At 43.6% G+C, this 16,308-nt stretch carries 10 protein-coding genes and 1 tRNA gene; 6 read left to right on the forward strand and 5 right to left on the reverse strand.

The annotated features are described in order from the left end of the window. Positions 1-26: 26 nt before the first annotated feature. The 3 genes from tagF to IE130_RS01675 all read right to left on the reverse strand — a co-directional run bounded on the left by tagF (position 27) and on the right by IE130_RS01675 (position 6,704). Entirely contained in the window at positions 27-1,016 is a 990-nt protein-coding gene (gene tagF, locus IE130_RS01665) for a type VI secretion system-associated protein TagF (RefSeq protein ID WP_189580732.1), read from the reverse strand. Beyond that, entirely contained in the window at positions 1,013-5,080 is a 4,068-nt protein-coding gene (gene tssM / locus IE130_RS01670; protein ID WP_189580749.1) for a type VI secretion system membrane subunit TssM, read from the reverse strand. Before tssM ends, tagF begins: the two co-directional genes overlap by 4 nt. Before the next feature lie 106 nt (positions 5,081-5,186). Further along, complete coding sequence (locus IE130_RS01675; RefSeq protein WP_189580752.1) at positions 5,187-6,704, reverse strand: hypothetical protein; 1,518 nt, start codon at positions 6,702-6,704, stop codon at positions 5,187-5,189. A 541-nt stretch (positions 6,705-7,245) separates the two neighbouring features. Between IE130_RS01675 and IE130_RS14110 the strand changes: the two genes are divergently transcribed. The 4 genes from IE130_RS14110 (at position 7,246) to icmH (ending at position 11,258) form a co-directional block, all read left to right on the forward strand. Then, complete coding sequence (locus IE130_RS14110) at positions 7,246-8,202, forward strand: M15 family metallopeptidase (protein ID WP_201574397.1); 957 nt, start codon at positions 7,246-7,248, stop codon at positions 8,200-8,202. A gap of 43 nt (positions 8,203-8,245) precedes the next feature. Further along, complete coding sequence (locus tag IE130_RS01685) at positions 8,246-8,944, forward strand: hypothetical protein (RefSeq protein ID WP_189580755.1); 699 nt, start codon at positions 8,246-8,248, stop codon at positions 8,942-8,944. Between the two features lie 9 nt (positions 8,945-8,953). Beyond that, a complete protein-coding gene (gene tssK, locus IE130_RS01690) occupies positions 8,954-10,300 on the forward strand; it encodes a type VI secretion system baseplate subunit TssK (protein ID WP_189580769.1) in 1,347 nt (448 codons plus the stop codon). Positions 10,301-10,445: 145 nt separating this feature from the next. After that, complete coding sequence (gene icmH / locus IE130_RS01695; RefSeq protein WP_025652084.1) at positions 10,446-11,258, forward strand: type IVB secretion system protein IcmH/DotU; 813 nt, start codon at positions 10,446-10,448, stop codon at positions 11,256-11,258. A 407-nt stretch (positions 11,259-11,665) separates the two neighbouring features. Here icmH and IE130_RS01700 read toward each other — a convergent pair. After that, positions 11,666-11,741 (reverse strand) — tRNA-Asn (locus tag IE130_RS01700). 290 nt (positions 11,742-12,031) lie between these two features. Continuing rightward, positions 12,032-13,234 carry a pyridoxal phosphate-dependent aminotransferase gene (locus IE130_RS01705; protein ID WP_189580772.1) on the reverse strand — a complete coding sequence of 401 codons (1,203 nt, stop codon included), beginning with the start codon at positions 13,232-13,234 and terminating at the stop codon, positions 12,032-12,034. A 519-nt stretch (positions 13,235-13,753) separates the two neighbouring features. Between IE130_RS01705 and IE130_RS01710 the strand changes: the two genes are divergently transcribed. Beyond that, positions 13,754-14,491 (forward strand): SDR family NAD(P)-dependent oxidoreductase, encoded by a 738-nt coding sequence (locus IE130_RS01710; protein WP_189580775.1) that lies wholly within the window; start codon positions 13,754-13,756, stop codon positions 14,489-14,491. A 67-nt stretch (positions 14,492-14,558) separates the two neighbouring features. Next, the gene (locus IE130_RS01715) at positions 14,559-16,292 is read left to right on the forward strand and encodes an NAD(P)/FAD-dependent oxidoreductase (RefSeq protein WP_189580778.1); all 1,734 of its coding nucleotides are present in this window, start codon (positions 14,559-14,561) and stop codon (positions 16,290-16,292) included. The last annotated feature ends 16 nt before the right edge of the window (positions 16,293-16,308 follow it).

Here is a 16,308-nt window from a genome sequence, read left to right on the forward strand (position 1 = left end):
CTTGTTAACGACCAATTATCGAATAGCTACTGTGCCAAGAAGGTTTTTTTAAACAGTTGTCTAGTATCGTACAGATAAAGGTCATCTTGCAACAATATTTTGTTAAACCGAGTCAAGCCGATATCTTCATCGATATAGCTTTGTGTCCAGTCACTATGAGCAATGATTACCCAATCATCGGGATGACTGTCCTCACTACTTGCCAGCTGGCTAAGCATGCGACCGTCCGGCTTGGTAAAGCTCAGGAGTAGGCGGTAGCAGTTTGAAACTCGGTACAGATACGTATTCAGATAAAGCTGGTGTGGCTGATAAAAACCGCTAATAAGATCATGCCAAAAAGTCGCCATATGTATGGCATTTTCTCTATCGGAGGTCAGAGTCCAGTATATGGCTTTATTCAGACCGCTAAAGCCTTTGCTATAAGTCGGTAAGAATAACAAGCCTGTGGCTATGATTTGTTGTATCAGTTGTGATTTACTGATGTTCATCAATATCGCGATGTCGTGCAATGTGGTGGTATTGATAAAATCGTAATAGTGGGTACTGGCGTTTTTATTGACGGTAAGCTGACCGTCGTTCAGACCCGCCATAACCTCAGCGCTATCGGTTTTAGATTTAGCCACGCTCAGGACTTCATAAGTCTCATTCCACAGCGTTAATGACTTAACGGGTAGGTAGTTCATCCAGCTTTTTGGTTTATCGAGATGAAGCACACCAAAACCGATAAGCGGATAGTTTCTATGGCTACTGTCATGACTAGGAAGCAGGACGCCAGTAATAATCTCGTTAGATACCGTATCTACGTGACTAAAGTTCAAAAAAGCAATGTTGTTCGTCGGTGGGCTGTCTATCAACGAGTCACTCGCGTCACTGAATAAGTTTTCTGATATAGCCAAGGCTTGACTGACCCATTGATCAATCGCATTGGTCTCAGCGATATGAGCGCGCGCCCTAATAAAGTCTCCACGAGCTGGTAATTTGCCAAAATAAACTAAGGGTAGTGATTCAGGAGTCATGGCGTTGACTCCCGCGGCTCAGAGGTAGCCGTAGTTGGAGACGAGGCAGTTTGTGCGCCATTGCCACTATTGTCCTCAGTGTTCTGAGCGTTACTCGTAGTAGCACTGGTATTGACATCTGTATTGGCGTCTGTACTAGGAGCCAAGTTCAACACGCCTGCTACTGAAGGGGCTGTGCTCGTTTGCTCAGTATTTTGACCGGTTGATTCGCGAGCATTATTACTATTAGAGGTATTAGCCGCTGCACTGTTGTCCGTAACAGGTCTTGCCGTACGTGTGACCCCAAGGGCAATCACCTCGTTAGGGAGTTTCATACCAGTAAAGGGGTTGTTAGAGCGCCCTTGACTGGCTGTGCTACTGCTACCACTGATGATTCTAAAACGTACCGGAATAGTGATGCCATCACCTGACCATGCCATCTCAAAGATATTGTCGCCAAGCTCAGTGCGGCGAGCACTATTGATCAGTCTTTCAACGCCAAAGCTACCAGCTTCCTCAAATATGGTGTAATCCTTGCCATCGTAGTTTTTGGCTCTGATGCTGGCTCCTGGTTGGCTACTTGGATTTGGCCATACAAACGTTGTCCATGCTTGCGTACCCATACGATAACGCAGCTGCTGTCCATCAACGACGATCGTATATTCGGTCAAACCGCTAACCGGTAAAGGCATGATTTGGAATGTGGTTTGATTGGCAGTGGCACTGCCACCACTCGCACCTGAAGAGCTTCCGGCATTGCCACCGGTATAGTTGACAAAATATCTGCCAAAATCAGCGACGAACTTAGGATTCAGACCTAAGCCTGCACCATTCCAAATTTTACTTGAGATTTGATCGCCTCGGCGGATGATAAAGGGCGATAAGGTTTCGTTGACGAACTTGGCGACATAGCCATCTTCCCCGAAGAATTGTCCAATCTCAGCAGGGGTTGCCTCCAAGTTAGCATTGGCGGTAAATGGATATTTATTGCCCAAGTTATCCAAAAAGGGCTTGTATACTTGTGCTTGCCAGACTTTATTAATCTCAGCCTTAGTCGGGGTGAGGAGCATCGTAAATGAGCGAGTTAGCGGCTCGCTTAATAATGGACGTACCAGCTGTTTTATTTCAGAGTTGGCTTGGCTAAGTATTTGCTCATCTAAGATCTGCAAGGACTTGGTCATCTCTGAGCCTTCAGTGCTGAGCGTTTGCGAAGCAAATAACAAGGCATCAGGACCGATATCATCGCTACGGGCTATGTTATTGAACCGCGTTCTAATATCTCCTAAGCTTGCCAAATAGTTGTCTAATAGCGATAAGTCTTGATTGTCCTCTCTTGGGGTGACTAGGTTGTGTATTGAGGAGAACTCCTGCGCTACCATGCCGGTGCTGGCAGGGATGGCCGCCTCATTAGTACTGTTATTATTGCCATTATTCATCGCCGCTTCTGCTTGACGAAGCTCAGCTGGGCTTTGACGCAGGATCGTTTGCTTGAACCAATTGACAAATGAGCGCCGAGAGTTGGAGCCATTCGCTGCGGGTTGGTTTGCGGCTTTATTGTCCCACTGGGTCTGACGATCTACCGTCTCAAATAGTGTTTTCAGCGGTGATTCGGTGGCGTTAGACAGCTGATTTAATAAGAGCGCATGATCGTCGAAGCCTTTACTATCACGGATGTAGACCTGTGATAAAAAGCGCTTCCACTCAATGATGTACTCTTGTTTGTAGCGATTGACCAGATATTGACGGATTTGCTCAGGGCTGCCTGTCAGTGTCAAATCATCTTTGCTACTGGTCGCAAGTACCCAATCGTCGGCAACCACTCTATTGGTAGCAGCTCTATCGATCTCATCACTCACGAACGATTCCCATGCTTGCTTGGTAAAGGTGCCGGAGATCACATAACTGCCTAGCAGTACTTCATTGGCACTGTCTTGGGTGATTTGTGCGACAGTCACCGATGGAAAGCGAGCAGAGGAGCGCATTTTAATCTCAGAATAGACACGCTCACGGGCAGGCTGGCCTTTACTGGCTTTAGACAACGTCGTACGGGTTTTATCCACCAGCCCCAAGTCATTTTGAATCAATGGAAAGGCGGGGTCGTCGACATGAGCAAGCGTAAAGCTTAAGATGCGCTCAGCCTGACGAATCATCTTGTCACGTGGCATATCAGCACGGTTGGACTCAAGCCAAGTGCGCCAAAAACGTGTCATCTGATCGCTCAAATGGCTGGTTTCTAAGTGCTCATGATTGCCCAGCATCAGATAAGCTTTCAGCGCATTATAAGCATCCTCTACGTCGGTAGGGTCAGATTGTATATAAGCGTCGTTACTCACGGTTTCGGATTCGACTGCTGAGGTTGCTGCCTCCTGCACCTTTAGATCTGCCGCATTCGTATTGACGTCGGTCAGAAACCTTTCAATGTTTTGTTTGGTAGGCGCTAACACGATAATGCCTACACCATTATAGTATTCAGATAGCAGTTTTTTCTTGAGCTTATCTCCTTGATATAACCCAAAGCTCAGCGACAACGGACGATCCTCGTCGTAGCCTTCGAGTTGCTCTATTCGGCTTTGCAGGATAGTAAGCGACTCAAGTTGCGACTGCAAATCACCATTAGCATTTTTTTGCATCAGCGCGACTTGCTGTAAGTCAGCCTCTACACGTTCAGTCAATTGCTTGTTATTGGCATAAGACCAAGTCCATAAACCAACCGCTGTACATAACACCACCACAGAGGCGAGGGTGGCCAGCGCGCGATGGCTACGCTTGTTGCGGTTTTTATGTTGTTTGACCAAATGCTTGTCTTTTAAGATGACTTTAGAAAATAAATCATGCAAGAAGTAAGGCTTGTCAGCAGCTTCTTGCTGAGCACTTAAAGGCACTGCTGGCGGTTGCAGGTCGTAATTTTGCACCATCTGCAAGGTCATTTGACTGCTGACTTGCCCTTCTTGTAAGGCACTGGTGAAATAAAATCCGCGTAGTATGGGCTTAAACTGAAAAGGGTTGTCTTCGAATAAGGCGTGCATCAGCGTTCTAATCATCGGACGCAGTGACTGGAATTCCATGGGAAAAGTCATCAGACTTGGAGATACCGTACGTTGGTGACGCAGAGACAACTTAGTGGTGCTAAGGTCTTTTAGACCGTTGACCAGCACGCCAAAATGCTCTTCAAACACATCGCTGATATTGATGCTATCAGGGTCTTCGGGATAGGGAATCGTCGCGCCCCATACTTGCCCGCGCTCTTCTTGCTCGTAATCATTAAAAAAGTCACGGAAGCCTGATACCAAATCCATTTTTGTGAAGACCACATAAACGGGGGCATAAACTTCTAATTGCTCTGTTAAATCTTGCACACGGCTACGCAGGTTTTTGGCCAAGTCCAGTGCGTAACTGGGGTCATTTTTGGTAAGCTCAGCGATACTAACGGCGATAATAATACCGTTGATAGGCGCTTTGGGGCGGTTCTTCTTCAATAGGTTTAAAAACGACAGCCATTCTGAGCGGTCATCTTCGTAGGCAGAGTAGCGTCCTGCGGTATCGAGTAGTATGCCTTCAGTAGAAAAAAACCAATCACAGTTACGAGTACCGCCGACACCTTGTACCGACAGCTTGTTGGTTTTTTCCATAAACGGGAATTTTAGCCCAGAGTGAAGTACCGCCGAGCTTTTACCCGCTGCCGGGTTACCAATGACCATATACCATGGCAATTCGTACAATGCAGCTTTGCCAGTTTGATCGCCAATTTTTGACTTGCGAATGGTCTTAATGGCGTCTTGCATTTGCTGACGTAAGGCCTGTACTTCCTGTGCATTCTCGTCTTTAGCGGCACTACTATTGACACTATTAGCGCCTTCATCGTTATTGTCTTCTACTAAATCAGCGAGCTCAGCGGCCGCCTTTTTACGCTTTTTCCACCAGTAGTAGCCAAACCATGCTAGTAGCAGACAGGTTATGGAGACACCGATAATGACGAAGAAGGTTTGTAGCGCGACATAATCATAGAGTAAGACCAGAGCGACTATGATAGCTAAGACCAATAACACTCTTGGATTGTAGATGAGATGAAAAAACCTTGAGAACATGCCTGCTACCTAATGTGATCTTGAAATAATAGAGAGTCATCATTTCATCATAAACAATGACTGATATAAGCGATAAAACGAGCAATATTAACTGAACTAAAAGTGGCTAAAGCGTTTGGTTGGATTCCGCAAGCCATACTACGCAGCAGCGCTTATGTTGGGTAATAAGGAGTTTAATGTCAGACTCCTGTGGCTGGTCTTTGGCGGCGCTGACTAACAGTGCGAGACTTAAAAAAGGCTGTAACCATGAGTTCAGAGGCATATAATGCCCTAAATGGTGGTCATTTACTAGCGCCCCTTGCGCTATAAATTCATCGATAAATGTCATAAGTAGGGATAAGTCGTAGGGTTGTGTTGCTGGATTAATGTCTGACAAGAGGGTGATGCTATTTTCACTTAATGCATCTGTCATTGTTGTTTTATTGTCAATGGCCTGCGCTGACTTTTTTTCTTCTACCTTGGTTTTGTCGTCATGGCGATCTAATAGAGCAAATGAATTATCTAGTAACAGCTGTTTTATCGTCTTTAAATTTGCTAAATAATGCTGGCGAGTATTGTTATAAGCCTGCTTCGGTACTTCAGCGGCCATACTACTGGCGTCATTGGGTAGCGCATCGCCAATTTCAGTCATGGAAAAACGCACCTTGTGATCTAGATCGAGAAGGTCTTTGGCGGCTTTGTTATAAAAAATCAGCAATACACCGGCTTCGGTAAGTAAGAGATTGGAGGCGTTGTCTGCATATAAGTTTGCTTCAAGCCATTGCTCATTAATCTGCGAGTCGACAGTGATAAAAAGACAAATCTCGGGGGTTGAAGCTTTGGTCAAGGCAATAAGTTGCTCATGAATAAATTGCAGCGGCTGATAGGTCTCTTTATCAGCACCGTCATGGCTATTATGAGAAGAATTTGTATGACGAGTATTTTTATTAGGAACATTTGGGTCTTCATCAGCGATGATGGTCTGAATAGTGAGTAGCTGCTCGGGAATACCATAGGTTGCCAATTGCTGTTTTAGCCTTTCAACCAGATAATTAGCATCAGCCAGTTCAGGAATAGACAAATAAACAGACAACGTAGACAGTGAAATAACGGGGAGGTTGGCATCTGCAGAAGTGTCTTCCTGTGCGCTCGCGATATAGTGTTGCTGCCATTCTGGATGGATACTGAGAGCGGAATCTGGCTCATGGATATTTTGTTGCATAATGCGCTCGAAATGCTGAGCCAGTACACTTAGTGCATCATCACTTGCGGTAAGTTGATTATCAATCAATGCCCATAGACGCAAGGTTAGCTCATTTAGGCTTTCAGCCGCGTCTTTAGGATATGCTTCGTTATCTAGCTCATCATCGTAAGCGTAGAGCGCTGCTTGTTCGGTGAAGACACCCTCAATCGGCTTGGTTAATATTGGTAAGCCGTCAAAGTCTGATAGCGCCTCACTCAATACTGTGAGATCGTCATCATTGTCTATAATCTCAGACCAATCAGTCCCTTCGGGTAGACAGATACTACTATCTATAAACAATTGATAGGAATAGATAGGTGGAATCTTCATTTTTTTGCTTACTTTCTGAGCCAGATCTGGTTTTTCTGCTTCTGATTTTTTTTGTCGCCATCTAATAAACATGATAAAGCCAAACAAAGTTATTGGAATAATTACAAACCATAGTAGAAGTCTTGCAGAGGTAAGTTGCAGCGTATTATCTTTAAAGTACATCCAAACCAATAATAGATAAATGACTAAAAAAATTGCAAGAGCATAGCGCCCATAAGTTATTAGCTTTTTTACGCCCACTTGCTATACCCCTTATCTACATAATTTTATTAGAGGTAGTTTATGGTATTTGAAGATTTCTCGCTACCATGTATCATTACTTTGCTTGGTTAAATAGCTTAGAATGGTTTTTATTCTCGATTTTTGCTCATCGCCATGCTATATCACTAGTCAATATAGCCAGTTAATAAAAAATACAATTAAGTTGGGTTTTTTATAAAAAAACATCTCATCTGTCTATATAATAGCCAGCTACGACATGCTGATGGCTGAACATTAGTATTTTCCAATACTTTGCCCGCTATTTTTCTTTATGCCTCACTGTGCCATTGTTTTCCTTATGATTTATTTGGTCGTTATCCTTTTTACGCTTGTCTCCATTACAGTGATTATCATGCTTTTTGATCGTCAGCTGTATGAGCGACTGTTTAATAAGGTGAGCACTGCTTGGCAAGGCATCTCAGCGATTAAATTTCGACGCCCCACGCTCAAGCTGCCAGTTGTGCCACGTATCTCGTATCACAGCATTGCTATCGTTCCTGTTTTATCTGTCTTAGCCATTCTCACGACGACAGCGGGGTGTTATTTTCTGATTACGCATAACTCTCTTGAGGTTTATCATGCTCAAGATGACTCACTGAATACCGCCAATTCGCAAATCAGTCAACTACTGGTCGGGGAGCGTTTGCGCCCACCACCTGAGCCGCCCGCCGAGCTTTTCGCTGAGCTAGAAGCAGAGATTGCCAGCTATCAAGCCACGCAAACCGACGAGGGCTATTGGCCAGAGGTGGCGACGGACGCGTCACCAATACAAAGGCCTTTAATGCTCCCTGAACCTGACCTGTCTGATTTAAATACCCAAGACCACAGTACGGGCTACTCGGGTGATATTTTGGCATCGCATATCAGCAATGGGCACATTAACATCAGAAATGCTGACCGTAATTGGAATAAGATGAACTCTGAGTTTGTCCAACGGCTGTTGACTGTCTATAAGGTGATGAGTGATCAGTATGGTTATGACATGGTGCTGCTAGAGGGCTATCGCAGTCCGGGAAGGCAAGCACGCTTACTCAAAAAAGGCCCAAATGTCACCAAGGCAGGATCTTATAAGAGCTATCATCAGTTTGGTCTAGCAGGCGATAGCGCCTTTATTAGAAATGGTAAAATTGTGATTACTGAAAAGGATCCATGGGCGATGCAGGGCTACAAGTTATATGGTAAAGTAGCAAAATCGGCTGGACTAGTGTGGGGTGGCGACTGGCGTATGATGGATTTGGGCCATGTTGAGCTGCGCAAAAAAGGCGTGCTTGGTCGCCCGCAAATGGCAGAGATTTTGACCAGTCAATAACGACAATAACAAAGCAAAATACAGAAATAATATGGACAAATGTATGAAATTATCTATAGCGGCAGTGGCTCTTGGTTGTGTATTAACGACCACGCTATCAGGATGTAGCCTCAGTGGTGCTAGTAAGTCTGATAGTACTGCGTCTGTACTGGCTGGCAAGTCAGGCACCACTAACGAAGCCTCCGTCATCGATAGCATGAAAGACGTTATTAGCCATAAAAGCACGGTAATGAATGAAGATTTGCAAAATCTAAAAGCGCAACTAGAGCAGCAGCAACAAAGGCTTGAGTCAATGAATGACGAGCAAAAAGCATTACAAGAACAGCTAAAACGCCAAAGTATTACTCTGCAAATTCTGCCTGCGGCTAATGCCAATGCTGGACGTGCCAAACAAGGCACTGCGAGTACGGCTTATATTGGATTTTTAGAAGAAGAGAATCAATTCGCCGAGGTAGAGGAGCGGGCTGCTAAAGAAGTTAGCGTCATTCCCAATCGTGCCACGAGTCTTAAGCTAAGTATTCCACAGGATGCACAGTTTATTGCCATCAAAGTTGGACTGAGACATACGCAAAAACGCTCGCAGGTATTGATACCACTTGATAGTATCGATTTTGACCAAGCACTGGTTTTAAATGTTGGCGCTTGTGATATCAATATCAAAGAAGGCGTCAATCCAGAGTTAGTGCCTGACTTTACCACCAAACTTAAATATTATCAGCAACCGCTGGTTAGCTGCCTGTAGGAGATAGCCTTGAGTAAACATAGAGTATTATGGGGAGAGGGGCTGTTTTTAAGACCCCAGCATTTTCAGATTCAAGACAGCTATCATAACTCGCAACGTGCACTAAGTATGACACTGATGCACCCTTATGCTTATGGTATAGCAGACGTACAAATTGATAAGCAGTTGCTAGAGAGCAATTTATTAAGCTTCCAAAGCATCTACGGTGTGCTACCAGACGGCACTATCTATCAAGCGCCACGTACCGATGCGCTGCCAAAGCCAATCACGCTTGATACTCACAGTAACGACGATGAGATATTTGTGTTTTTGAGCCTTGAGATTGTTCATAGTGGCGGTAGCAATATACAGACAGAACAAAGCGATAACCCAGCACGCTATGTGAGAAATACGGTCGAGGCACAAGACCTGTACAGTCAAGCTGCCGAAGCGATGATCGATGTTATTCAACTGTCGCCAAGCTTGCAGCTGAGCCATTCTGCTCAAGCGCCCAGTCAAGATACTGTCTCTTTACTAGTTGCTAAGTTGCTGCGTACCACCCAAGGTGTCTACCAAGTGGACGAGGATTATATTGTACCTAGCGTCCATATCACCAGTAATCCTGCATTGGTCAACCAAGTCTATCGCTTGATGACGATGATTAATACCAAGTCCACCTCTCTCTATGACCATCATCGTCAATCTAACAATGATTTGTTGGAGTTTCGCTCATCAGATATTGCGTCTTTTTGGCTTTTACATACGCTGAATACCGCATACTCTCAGCTCAGCCATTTATACAATAATGCCAAACTACATCCAGAACGGCTTTATGAGGCGTTATTGAATGTTGCCAGTCAATTGGCGACCTTTAGCTCATTATATAAAGTAGGTGATTTGCCCTCCTATCAGCATAACAATGCCAATGAGTCTTTTATTAATATCATTCTGATCATTCGTGAGCTGCTCAATACGGTGATTGCTAGCAACTTTATCTCTATTCCTTTGCGTCAAAATAAATCGTCTTACTACACAGGGGAGCTGAGCAGTGACAAGATTACTCGCAGCTCACAGCTGTATCTGTCTGTTAGCTCATCGCTACCGATGCATGAACTCATTGATATCGTGCCAAGACGCTTTAAAGTGGCAACGCCAGACGCGGTAGAGAAGCGGGTACTATCAGCACTACCGGGGTCGCCAGTCTCGCATGTCACCCAAGTACCTAGTGCGATACCGGTAAGACCAGGCTTTAGCTACTTCACTATTGAACCAGTCGGTGAGCTGTATGATGAGATGATTAAGTCTGAGTCTATCTGTATTTATGTACCGAACGGCTTTGATGACTTAAAAATAGAGCTGATGGCCATTGTGCAGTAGTTTTTCTGAGAAATTTTATGAATAAGGGTTTATGAGAAATTGATGTTCATATCTAAAATATCTCACTCAATTTTCGCTTACGGATAATCTTTAACCAAACCCTTTTATTCAGTTGTATTTCAAATAATAAGTATTAGGAACGATCATGTCAGCAAATAATTCAACGGGTTCTGCGCCTTCATTGCTAGATTCAGGCGAGGTGGCATCAAAGGTATCAGCGAATGGCCTTGATAGACGTATCAGTAGCCAGTCGCTGGTTGATATCATGTATGACGGCTTTTACTTGGTTTTTTTATTGCGTAATCATTATTTTAGTACCGAACCGCGTAAGTTCCGTCAAAAAATATACGAGTTTTTAGATAAGTTCGAAATGAACGCTCGTAAAAAAGGCTTTTTGTCAGAAGATATTCACGAAGCCAAGTACGCTTATTGTGCGCTGATTGATGAAACAATCATGACGTCGCAAGAGCCGGAGTTTCAAACGTTAAAGGACGCTTGGGAGCTAAACCCTTTACAGTTAGATTTGTTTGGTTCGCAAATCGCTGGCAATGAGTTCTTTGAGCGCTTGGATGGTCTGCGTGAACAAGGGGAGAGGCGTCTGCCAGCGTTAGAAGTCTATCACTATGCGATGCTACTTGGCTTTCAAGGAAAGTATCGTTTAGAGGCGCCAGAAAAAATTCGCTATCTTATCTCGCGTTTGGGTGATGAGATTGAGCATTTGCGTGGTAATAAAAACGAGTTTTCGCCATTTTGGGCGATTCCTGATCAGATTAAACACACACTGACCAGTGAGACACCGCTATGGATCATCGTTGCCGTAATGGCAGTGCTATTGACCGCGATATTCACGACCATGTGGTATCTGACCAATAGCTTCACGGATCATCAACTCTCAGCTTATGATAACGTCATCCAAGAAAATAAAGAACAAGCGCATATTTCAATTTTCTTGCCGTAACTGCTTGTATTTACCGAGAGATATTTAATGAGGGATATTTACCTTATATCTACCGAGAAATAGTTACCGATAATAATTTAAAATACGGCCGTTAGTTATAGTTAATATTAAATAAATGGATACGTTGTTTAATAACGCGGAACTGGGATGAATTTTTCTGGCTTGCTGTGCCTATGCCGACAGAGGCTGCAAAAAATTCATCCCAGTCCAGCTGTATCTTTTTAATATTGGACTGACTATAAGTACTGACGGTCGTTTTCATGAGTCGGTAGTAAAATGTTTTTAGTAATATCTAAAACATAAAGCAATAAATAACACCCATAAAAAAACCCCCATCAAAGTGATGAGGGTCTTGGCAAATGCCATAATCGAATCAAAGATGACTCAAAAAATTTACTACTAAAATATGGCTCTCCAACCTGGGCTCGAACCAGGGACACACGGATTAACAGTCCGTTGCTCTACCAACTGAGCTATTGGAGAATAAGCTGTAAGTGTTTAATGGCTTACAACGAGCTTAGAAAGTCTCTAACGAGTTCTTGCTAAGTGGGGCGTATTCTAGCAAAGATAAAAAATACGTCAAGCTTTTTTTGCATAATTAGCAACATTAATGATTTTTAATAGGATGATGAAGGCTTTTAAGACGTTTTTCATTACCGATAGTGGTTAAAACCACAATAAAAAAGACGCCCACATATCGTTTATGCGGGCGTCTTTTTTATTTACATATTTCTAATGCTTATTACTGTTTATAGTAGATTTAACTATAATCGTTATTCAGCAACGTCTAAATCAGCAACCGCTTTTTCGATACGCGATAAGGCGTCTTTTAGCGTCGCTTCATCAGTGGCGTAAGAGATACGCATATAACCACCCAGACCGAAGGCATCGCCAGGAACGACCGCAACGCCAACTTTTTCTAAAAGCCATTCTGAGAATTCAGTACATGACGATAGGCCAGCGGCTTTGATGAGTGGTTTGATATCAGGATAGACATAAAATGCGCCATCAGGACGTAGGCAAGTAATACCTTTGATCGCGTTTAGACCATCAACGACCAAATCACAACGCTTTTCAAATGCCGCGACCATAGGCTCTAGTACGCTTTGATCACCACTGATAGCAGCTTCGGCGGCGACTTGACTGATAGAGGTTGGGCATGAGGTTGATTGTGATTGTACTTTTTTCATCGCACCGATCAATTTAGCAGGGCCACCAGCATAGCCGATACGCCAGCCAGTCATCGCATATGCTTTTGACACGCCATTTAGGATAATCGCGCGGTCTTTAAGCTCAGGCGCGGCATTCAAGATATTGTAGAACTTATCACCCGTCCAGCGAATGTGCTCGTACATGTCGTCAGAGGCCACATAGACTTGTGGGTGCTTTTTAAGCACTTCAGCAAGGGCTTTTAGCTCATCTAACGTATAAATCATACCCGTTGGGTTAGAAGGACTGTTCAATACCAGCATTTTGGTTTTGTCAGTGATGGCAGCTTCTAATTGCTCTGGGGTAATTTTGAAGTCCTGCTCAGCTGGGCATTTAATAATAACTGGCACGCCTTCTGCGATGATGACCATGTCAGGATAGCTGACCCAGTATGGTGCTGGAATGATCACTTCATCACCAGGATTGATAAAAGCTTGGGCAAGGTTAAAGAAGGACTGCTTACCACCGACCGATACCAAGATTTCGTTTGGCTCATAGCTGATGTCGTTATCACGCTTGAACTTTTCAATGATGGCTTTTTTGAGCTCTGGGGTGCCATCGACAGCAGTGTACTTGGTGAAGCCGTCATTGATGGCATCGATTGCTGCTTTTTTGACATGTTCTGGCGTATCAAAATCAGGTTCGCCAGCACCTAGACCAATAATGTCTTTGCCTGAGGCTTTTAGCTCTTTGGCCTTATTGGTGATTGCTAAGGTAGGGGATGGTTTGATGTTGTTGACACGGTCAGACAATTGCAATTCGCTCATGAGAGCTCCTTTTTGTATGGGAGTGGGTTGGTGAAAATCTGCTGGTAATTATATAACGTTTTAAGCGTTATCAGGACACGTTATAAGATGGTTTAAGCGTTTTTAGCGTCATTTTATTATGCATATCAGGCATCGCCGAATAATACATGGCTATTACTGAATAATAAGTCGTTAGCGCTCAGTATAAAGGTTGCCAGTTTTGGCATTGTAGCATGCTGCTATTACGCTGTCTCATAGAGGCGGTAACAGAAAATGACGCTTTTGCAGAGAGTTTTAACCTTTGTTTGATCAAGTATATGTCACATTGATACCATGACTTGTGCGTCATTGATTGCGAAGTCACAACAATAGAGATGCAGCCTTATACTATAATTATTTAGATTTGGTAAATAAGCGCCATGCTTGGTTAATGTAAATGCTACTAATACTCACTATCAATAAACATAAAAAATGAGCGATTAATGCATCATGGCGGTTAAGATTTCTATATGATAAAACTGGTTAAAAAGGATATTAACGATGACAAACGCTCCCGAAAAGCAACACATACTTATCACTGGCGCGACCTCAGGTATTGGTAAGCAACTGGTCAAAGACTATCTGTTAGACGGTCATCATGTCCATGCCGTTGGACGTGATGATGAAGCGCTGGCTGAGCTGAAAGCACTAGGGGCAGAGACGATTGATTTGGATCTCATGGATCGAGAAAAAGTCATTGCAGCCTTTGACAAGATTAGCCAGATTGATGTGGCGATTTGCGGTGCTGGCATGTGTGAATATTTAGACATGCCAAACTTTGACAGTAGTGTGTTTATGAAAGTCATGTCAGTCAATATGGGCACGTTATCGCACGCCATCGAAGGGGTGTTGCCAAAGCTGATTGCCTCAAAAGGTCGCTTGGTCGGTATTGGCTCAGCCTCTGCTTATGTGCCTTTTGCTCGTGCGGAAGCTTATGGTAGCTCAAAGGCTGCTATCCATTATTTAATGAAAACCCTGCAGATTAGTCTCGCCCCGCAGGGTGTATCGGTGAGCTTAGTGGTTCCGGGCTTTGTCGAAACACCGATGACCAAACAAAATGATTTTCCTATGCCATTTATACAGACACCAAAACAGGCAAGCCAAGCGATACGCGATGGTATTGCCAGTGGGCATGATGTAATCGAATTTCCCAAAAAACTTACCTTACCATTAAAAGCGTTAGGTACATTGCCAGATCTAGTCTGGCAACGGGTCAGTGAAAAAATGAATAAAAAATAAGACTTTGAGATTTATAAAATATCGCTTATCCAAAAATAGCAAAAATAATATAGAAAGGAATGCTTTTATGCTGTTCAATCGTCGTAAGCGTGCTAGTACGAATACAGGGTTAACCAATAAAAAACAGCCCAACGCCTTTAAAGGTTCAGCTAATGCGCCCGTGAAAAAGCGTATCGCTATTATCGGATCGGGGGTGTCAGGACTGACTTGTGCTCATTATCTGATAGCAGAGCATGAGGTGACGATATTTGAAGCCAATGATTATATTGGTGGGCATGTAAATACCATCGATGTGGCGCTACAAGATGGCAAAAAAGCAAAAAACAGTAAAGTAGAAAACAGCGCGATAGACACTGGCTTTATTGTCTTTAACGAGCGTACTTATCCCAACTTTTTTCGCTTGCTTCATGAGTTACAAGTGCCGTTTCAAGCAACGGATATGAGCTTTTCAGTAAAAAATATCGCGCGTCATTTTGAATATAATGGTCATACACTCAACACACTATTATCGCAGCGCAAAAATGTCCTCAATCCTAAGTTTTGGCAATTTATCAAAGATATCCTACAGTTTAATAAGCATATCAAGCAGCTGCGTCAAGATTATGATGCGGCGCGTGCACAGGGGCAAGATGTCAGCGGCTTTACTGCGCAAACATTGGGCGATTATCTAGCGCAAAAACGCTATGGTCAGCTGTTTACCGATAACTATCTACTGCCGATGGTTTCGGCTATTTGGTCAACCAGTTTGGACGAAGTACAAGATTTCCCATTGGTGTTTTTCGCCCAGTTTTTTGACAATCACGGCCTGCTCGATGTGGTTAACCGCCCGCAATGGTTTACGATTAAAGGTGGCTCTAAACAATATGTTAATAAATTGATTCCACGCTTTGTTAAAGCAGGCGGCAAGGTAAGAGTCAGTACTCCGGTACAGTCTGTGGCTCGTGATGGTGATAAAGTATTATTGACGGTTCAGAACAAAGATAATGCTGATAACCGTATCGAAAACCTTGTGTTTGATGACGTTATCTTTGCTTGTCATGCAGATACCGCGCTCAAGATTCTAAAAGATGCCAGTACCGATGAAGCTGACGTGTTAAGTCATTTCCGCTTTACCAAAAATACGGCTGTCCTACACACTGATAGCAATGTTTTACCGAAAAAACCTCTAGCGTGGGCAAGCTGGAATTATCTGATAGACGATAAGACTGATTCTACAAAGACTGAGCGCGTAGAGGCCGCCTCAAAACCTGTACTCACTTATCATATGAATATTCTGCAACGCTTGACCAAAAAGCATAATTATTTGGTCACACTGAATCCAACTGCAGCTAATGAAAATATTGACGATAGGCAGGTTGTTAAACGCATTGATTACAGCCATCCCGTGTTTGATCTAGCGATGATTGATGCTCAAAGTAACTGGTCAGATATCTCTGGCAGTGGTTTGCATACGCATTTTTGCGGCGCATATTGGTTCAATGGTTTTCACGAAGATGGCGTGCGTAGTGGTCTAAGAGTTTGCCAAGCGCTTGGGCATAATATTGACATAAAAGATGAAGTTGACCCAAGTCACTTGCCGGATAGCGATAGCGCACACACACCGTTTCGTTACAAAGACTTGCCAGTAAAAGCCGATAGACAGTCACGTAAACTGACGAAGCGTCAGGTAGTGACGGCAACGACCAATCAGGAATTGGTTGATTACGTTAACCGTTTACAGTCTGCCGCTATTGACTCTACACAAAAGAAAAAAAGTGGCTTATTTGGTCGACGTAAAGCCGAGCAGCATAGTAATGAGTGAAATAAAAGAGAGTCTT

This window comes from Psychrobacter glaciei, assembly GCF_014652895.1.
GTDB lineage: Bacteria > Pseudomonadota > Gammaproteobacteria > Pseudomonadales > Moraxellaceae > Psychrobacter > Psychrobacter glaciei.

What these genes read in the sequence shown, in the direction of transcription:
- tagF (WP_189580732.1), bottom strand. Translation starts at nt 1,016, where the DNA reads ATGACTCCTGAATCACTACCCTTAGTTTATTTTGGCAAATTACCAGCT.
- tssM (WP_189580749.1), bottom strand. Translation starts at nt 5,080, where the DNA reads ATGTTCTCAAGGTTTTTTCATCTCATCTACAATCCAAGAGTGTTATTG.
- IE130_RS01675 (WP_189580752.1), bottom strand. Translation starts at nt 6,704, where the DNA reads ATGTTTATTAGATGGCGACAAAAAAAATCAGAAGCAGAAAAACCAGAT.
- IE130_RS14110 (WP_201574397.1), top strand. Translation starts at nt 7,246, where the DNA reads ATGCTTTTTGATCGTCAGCTGTATGAGCGACTGTTTAATAAGGTGAGC.
- IE130_RS01685 (WP_189580755.1), top strand. Translation starts at nt 8,246, where the DNA reads ATGAAATTATCTATAGCGGCAGTGGCTCTTGGTTGTGTATTAACGACC.
- icmH (WP_025652084.1), top strand. Translation starts at nt 10,446, where the DNA reads ATGTCAGCAAATAATTCAACGGGTTCTGCGCCTTCATTGCTAGATTCA.
- IE130_RS01705 (WP_189580772.1), bottom strand. Translation starts at nt 13,234, where the DNA reads ATGAGCGAATTGCAATTGTCTGACCGTGTCAACAACATCAAACCATCC.
- IE130_RS01710 (WP_189580775.1), top strand. Translation starts at nt 13,754, where the DNA reads ATGACAAACGCTCCCGAAAAGCAACACATACTTATCACTGGCGCGACC.
- IE130_RS01715 (WP_189580778.1), top strand. Translation starts at nt 14,559, where the DNA reads ATGCTGTTCAATCGTCGTAAGCGTGCTAGTACGAATACAGGGTTAACC.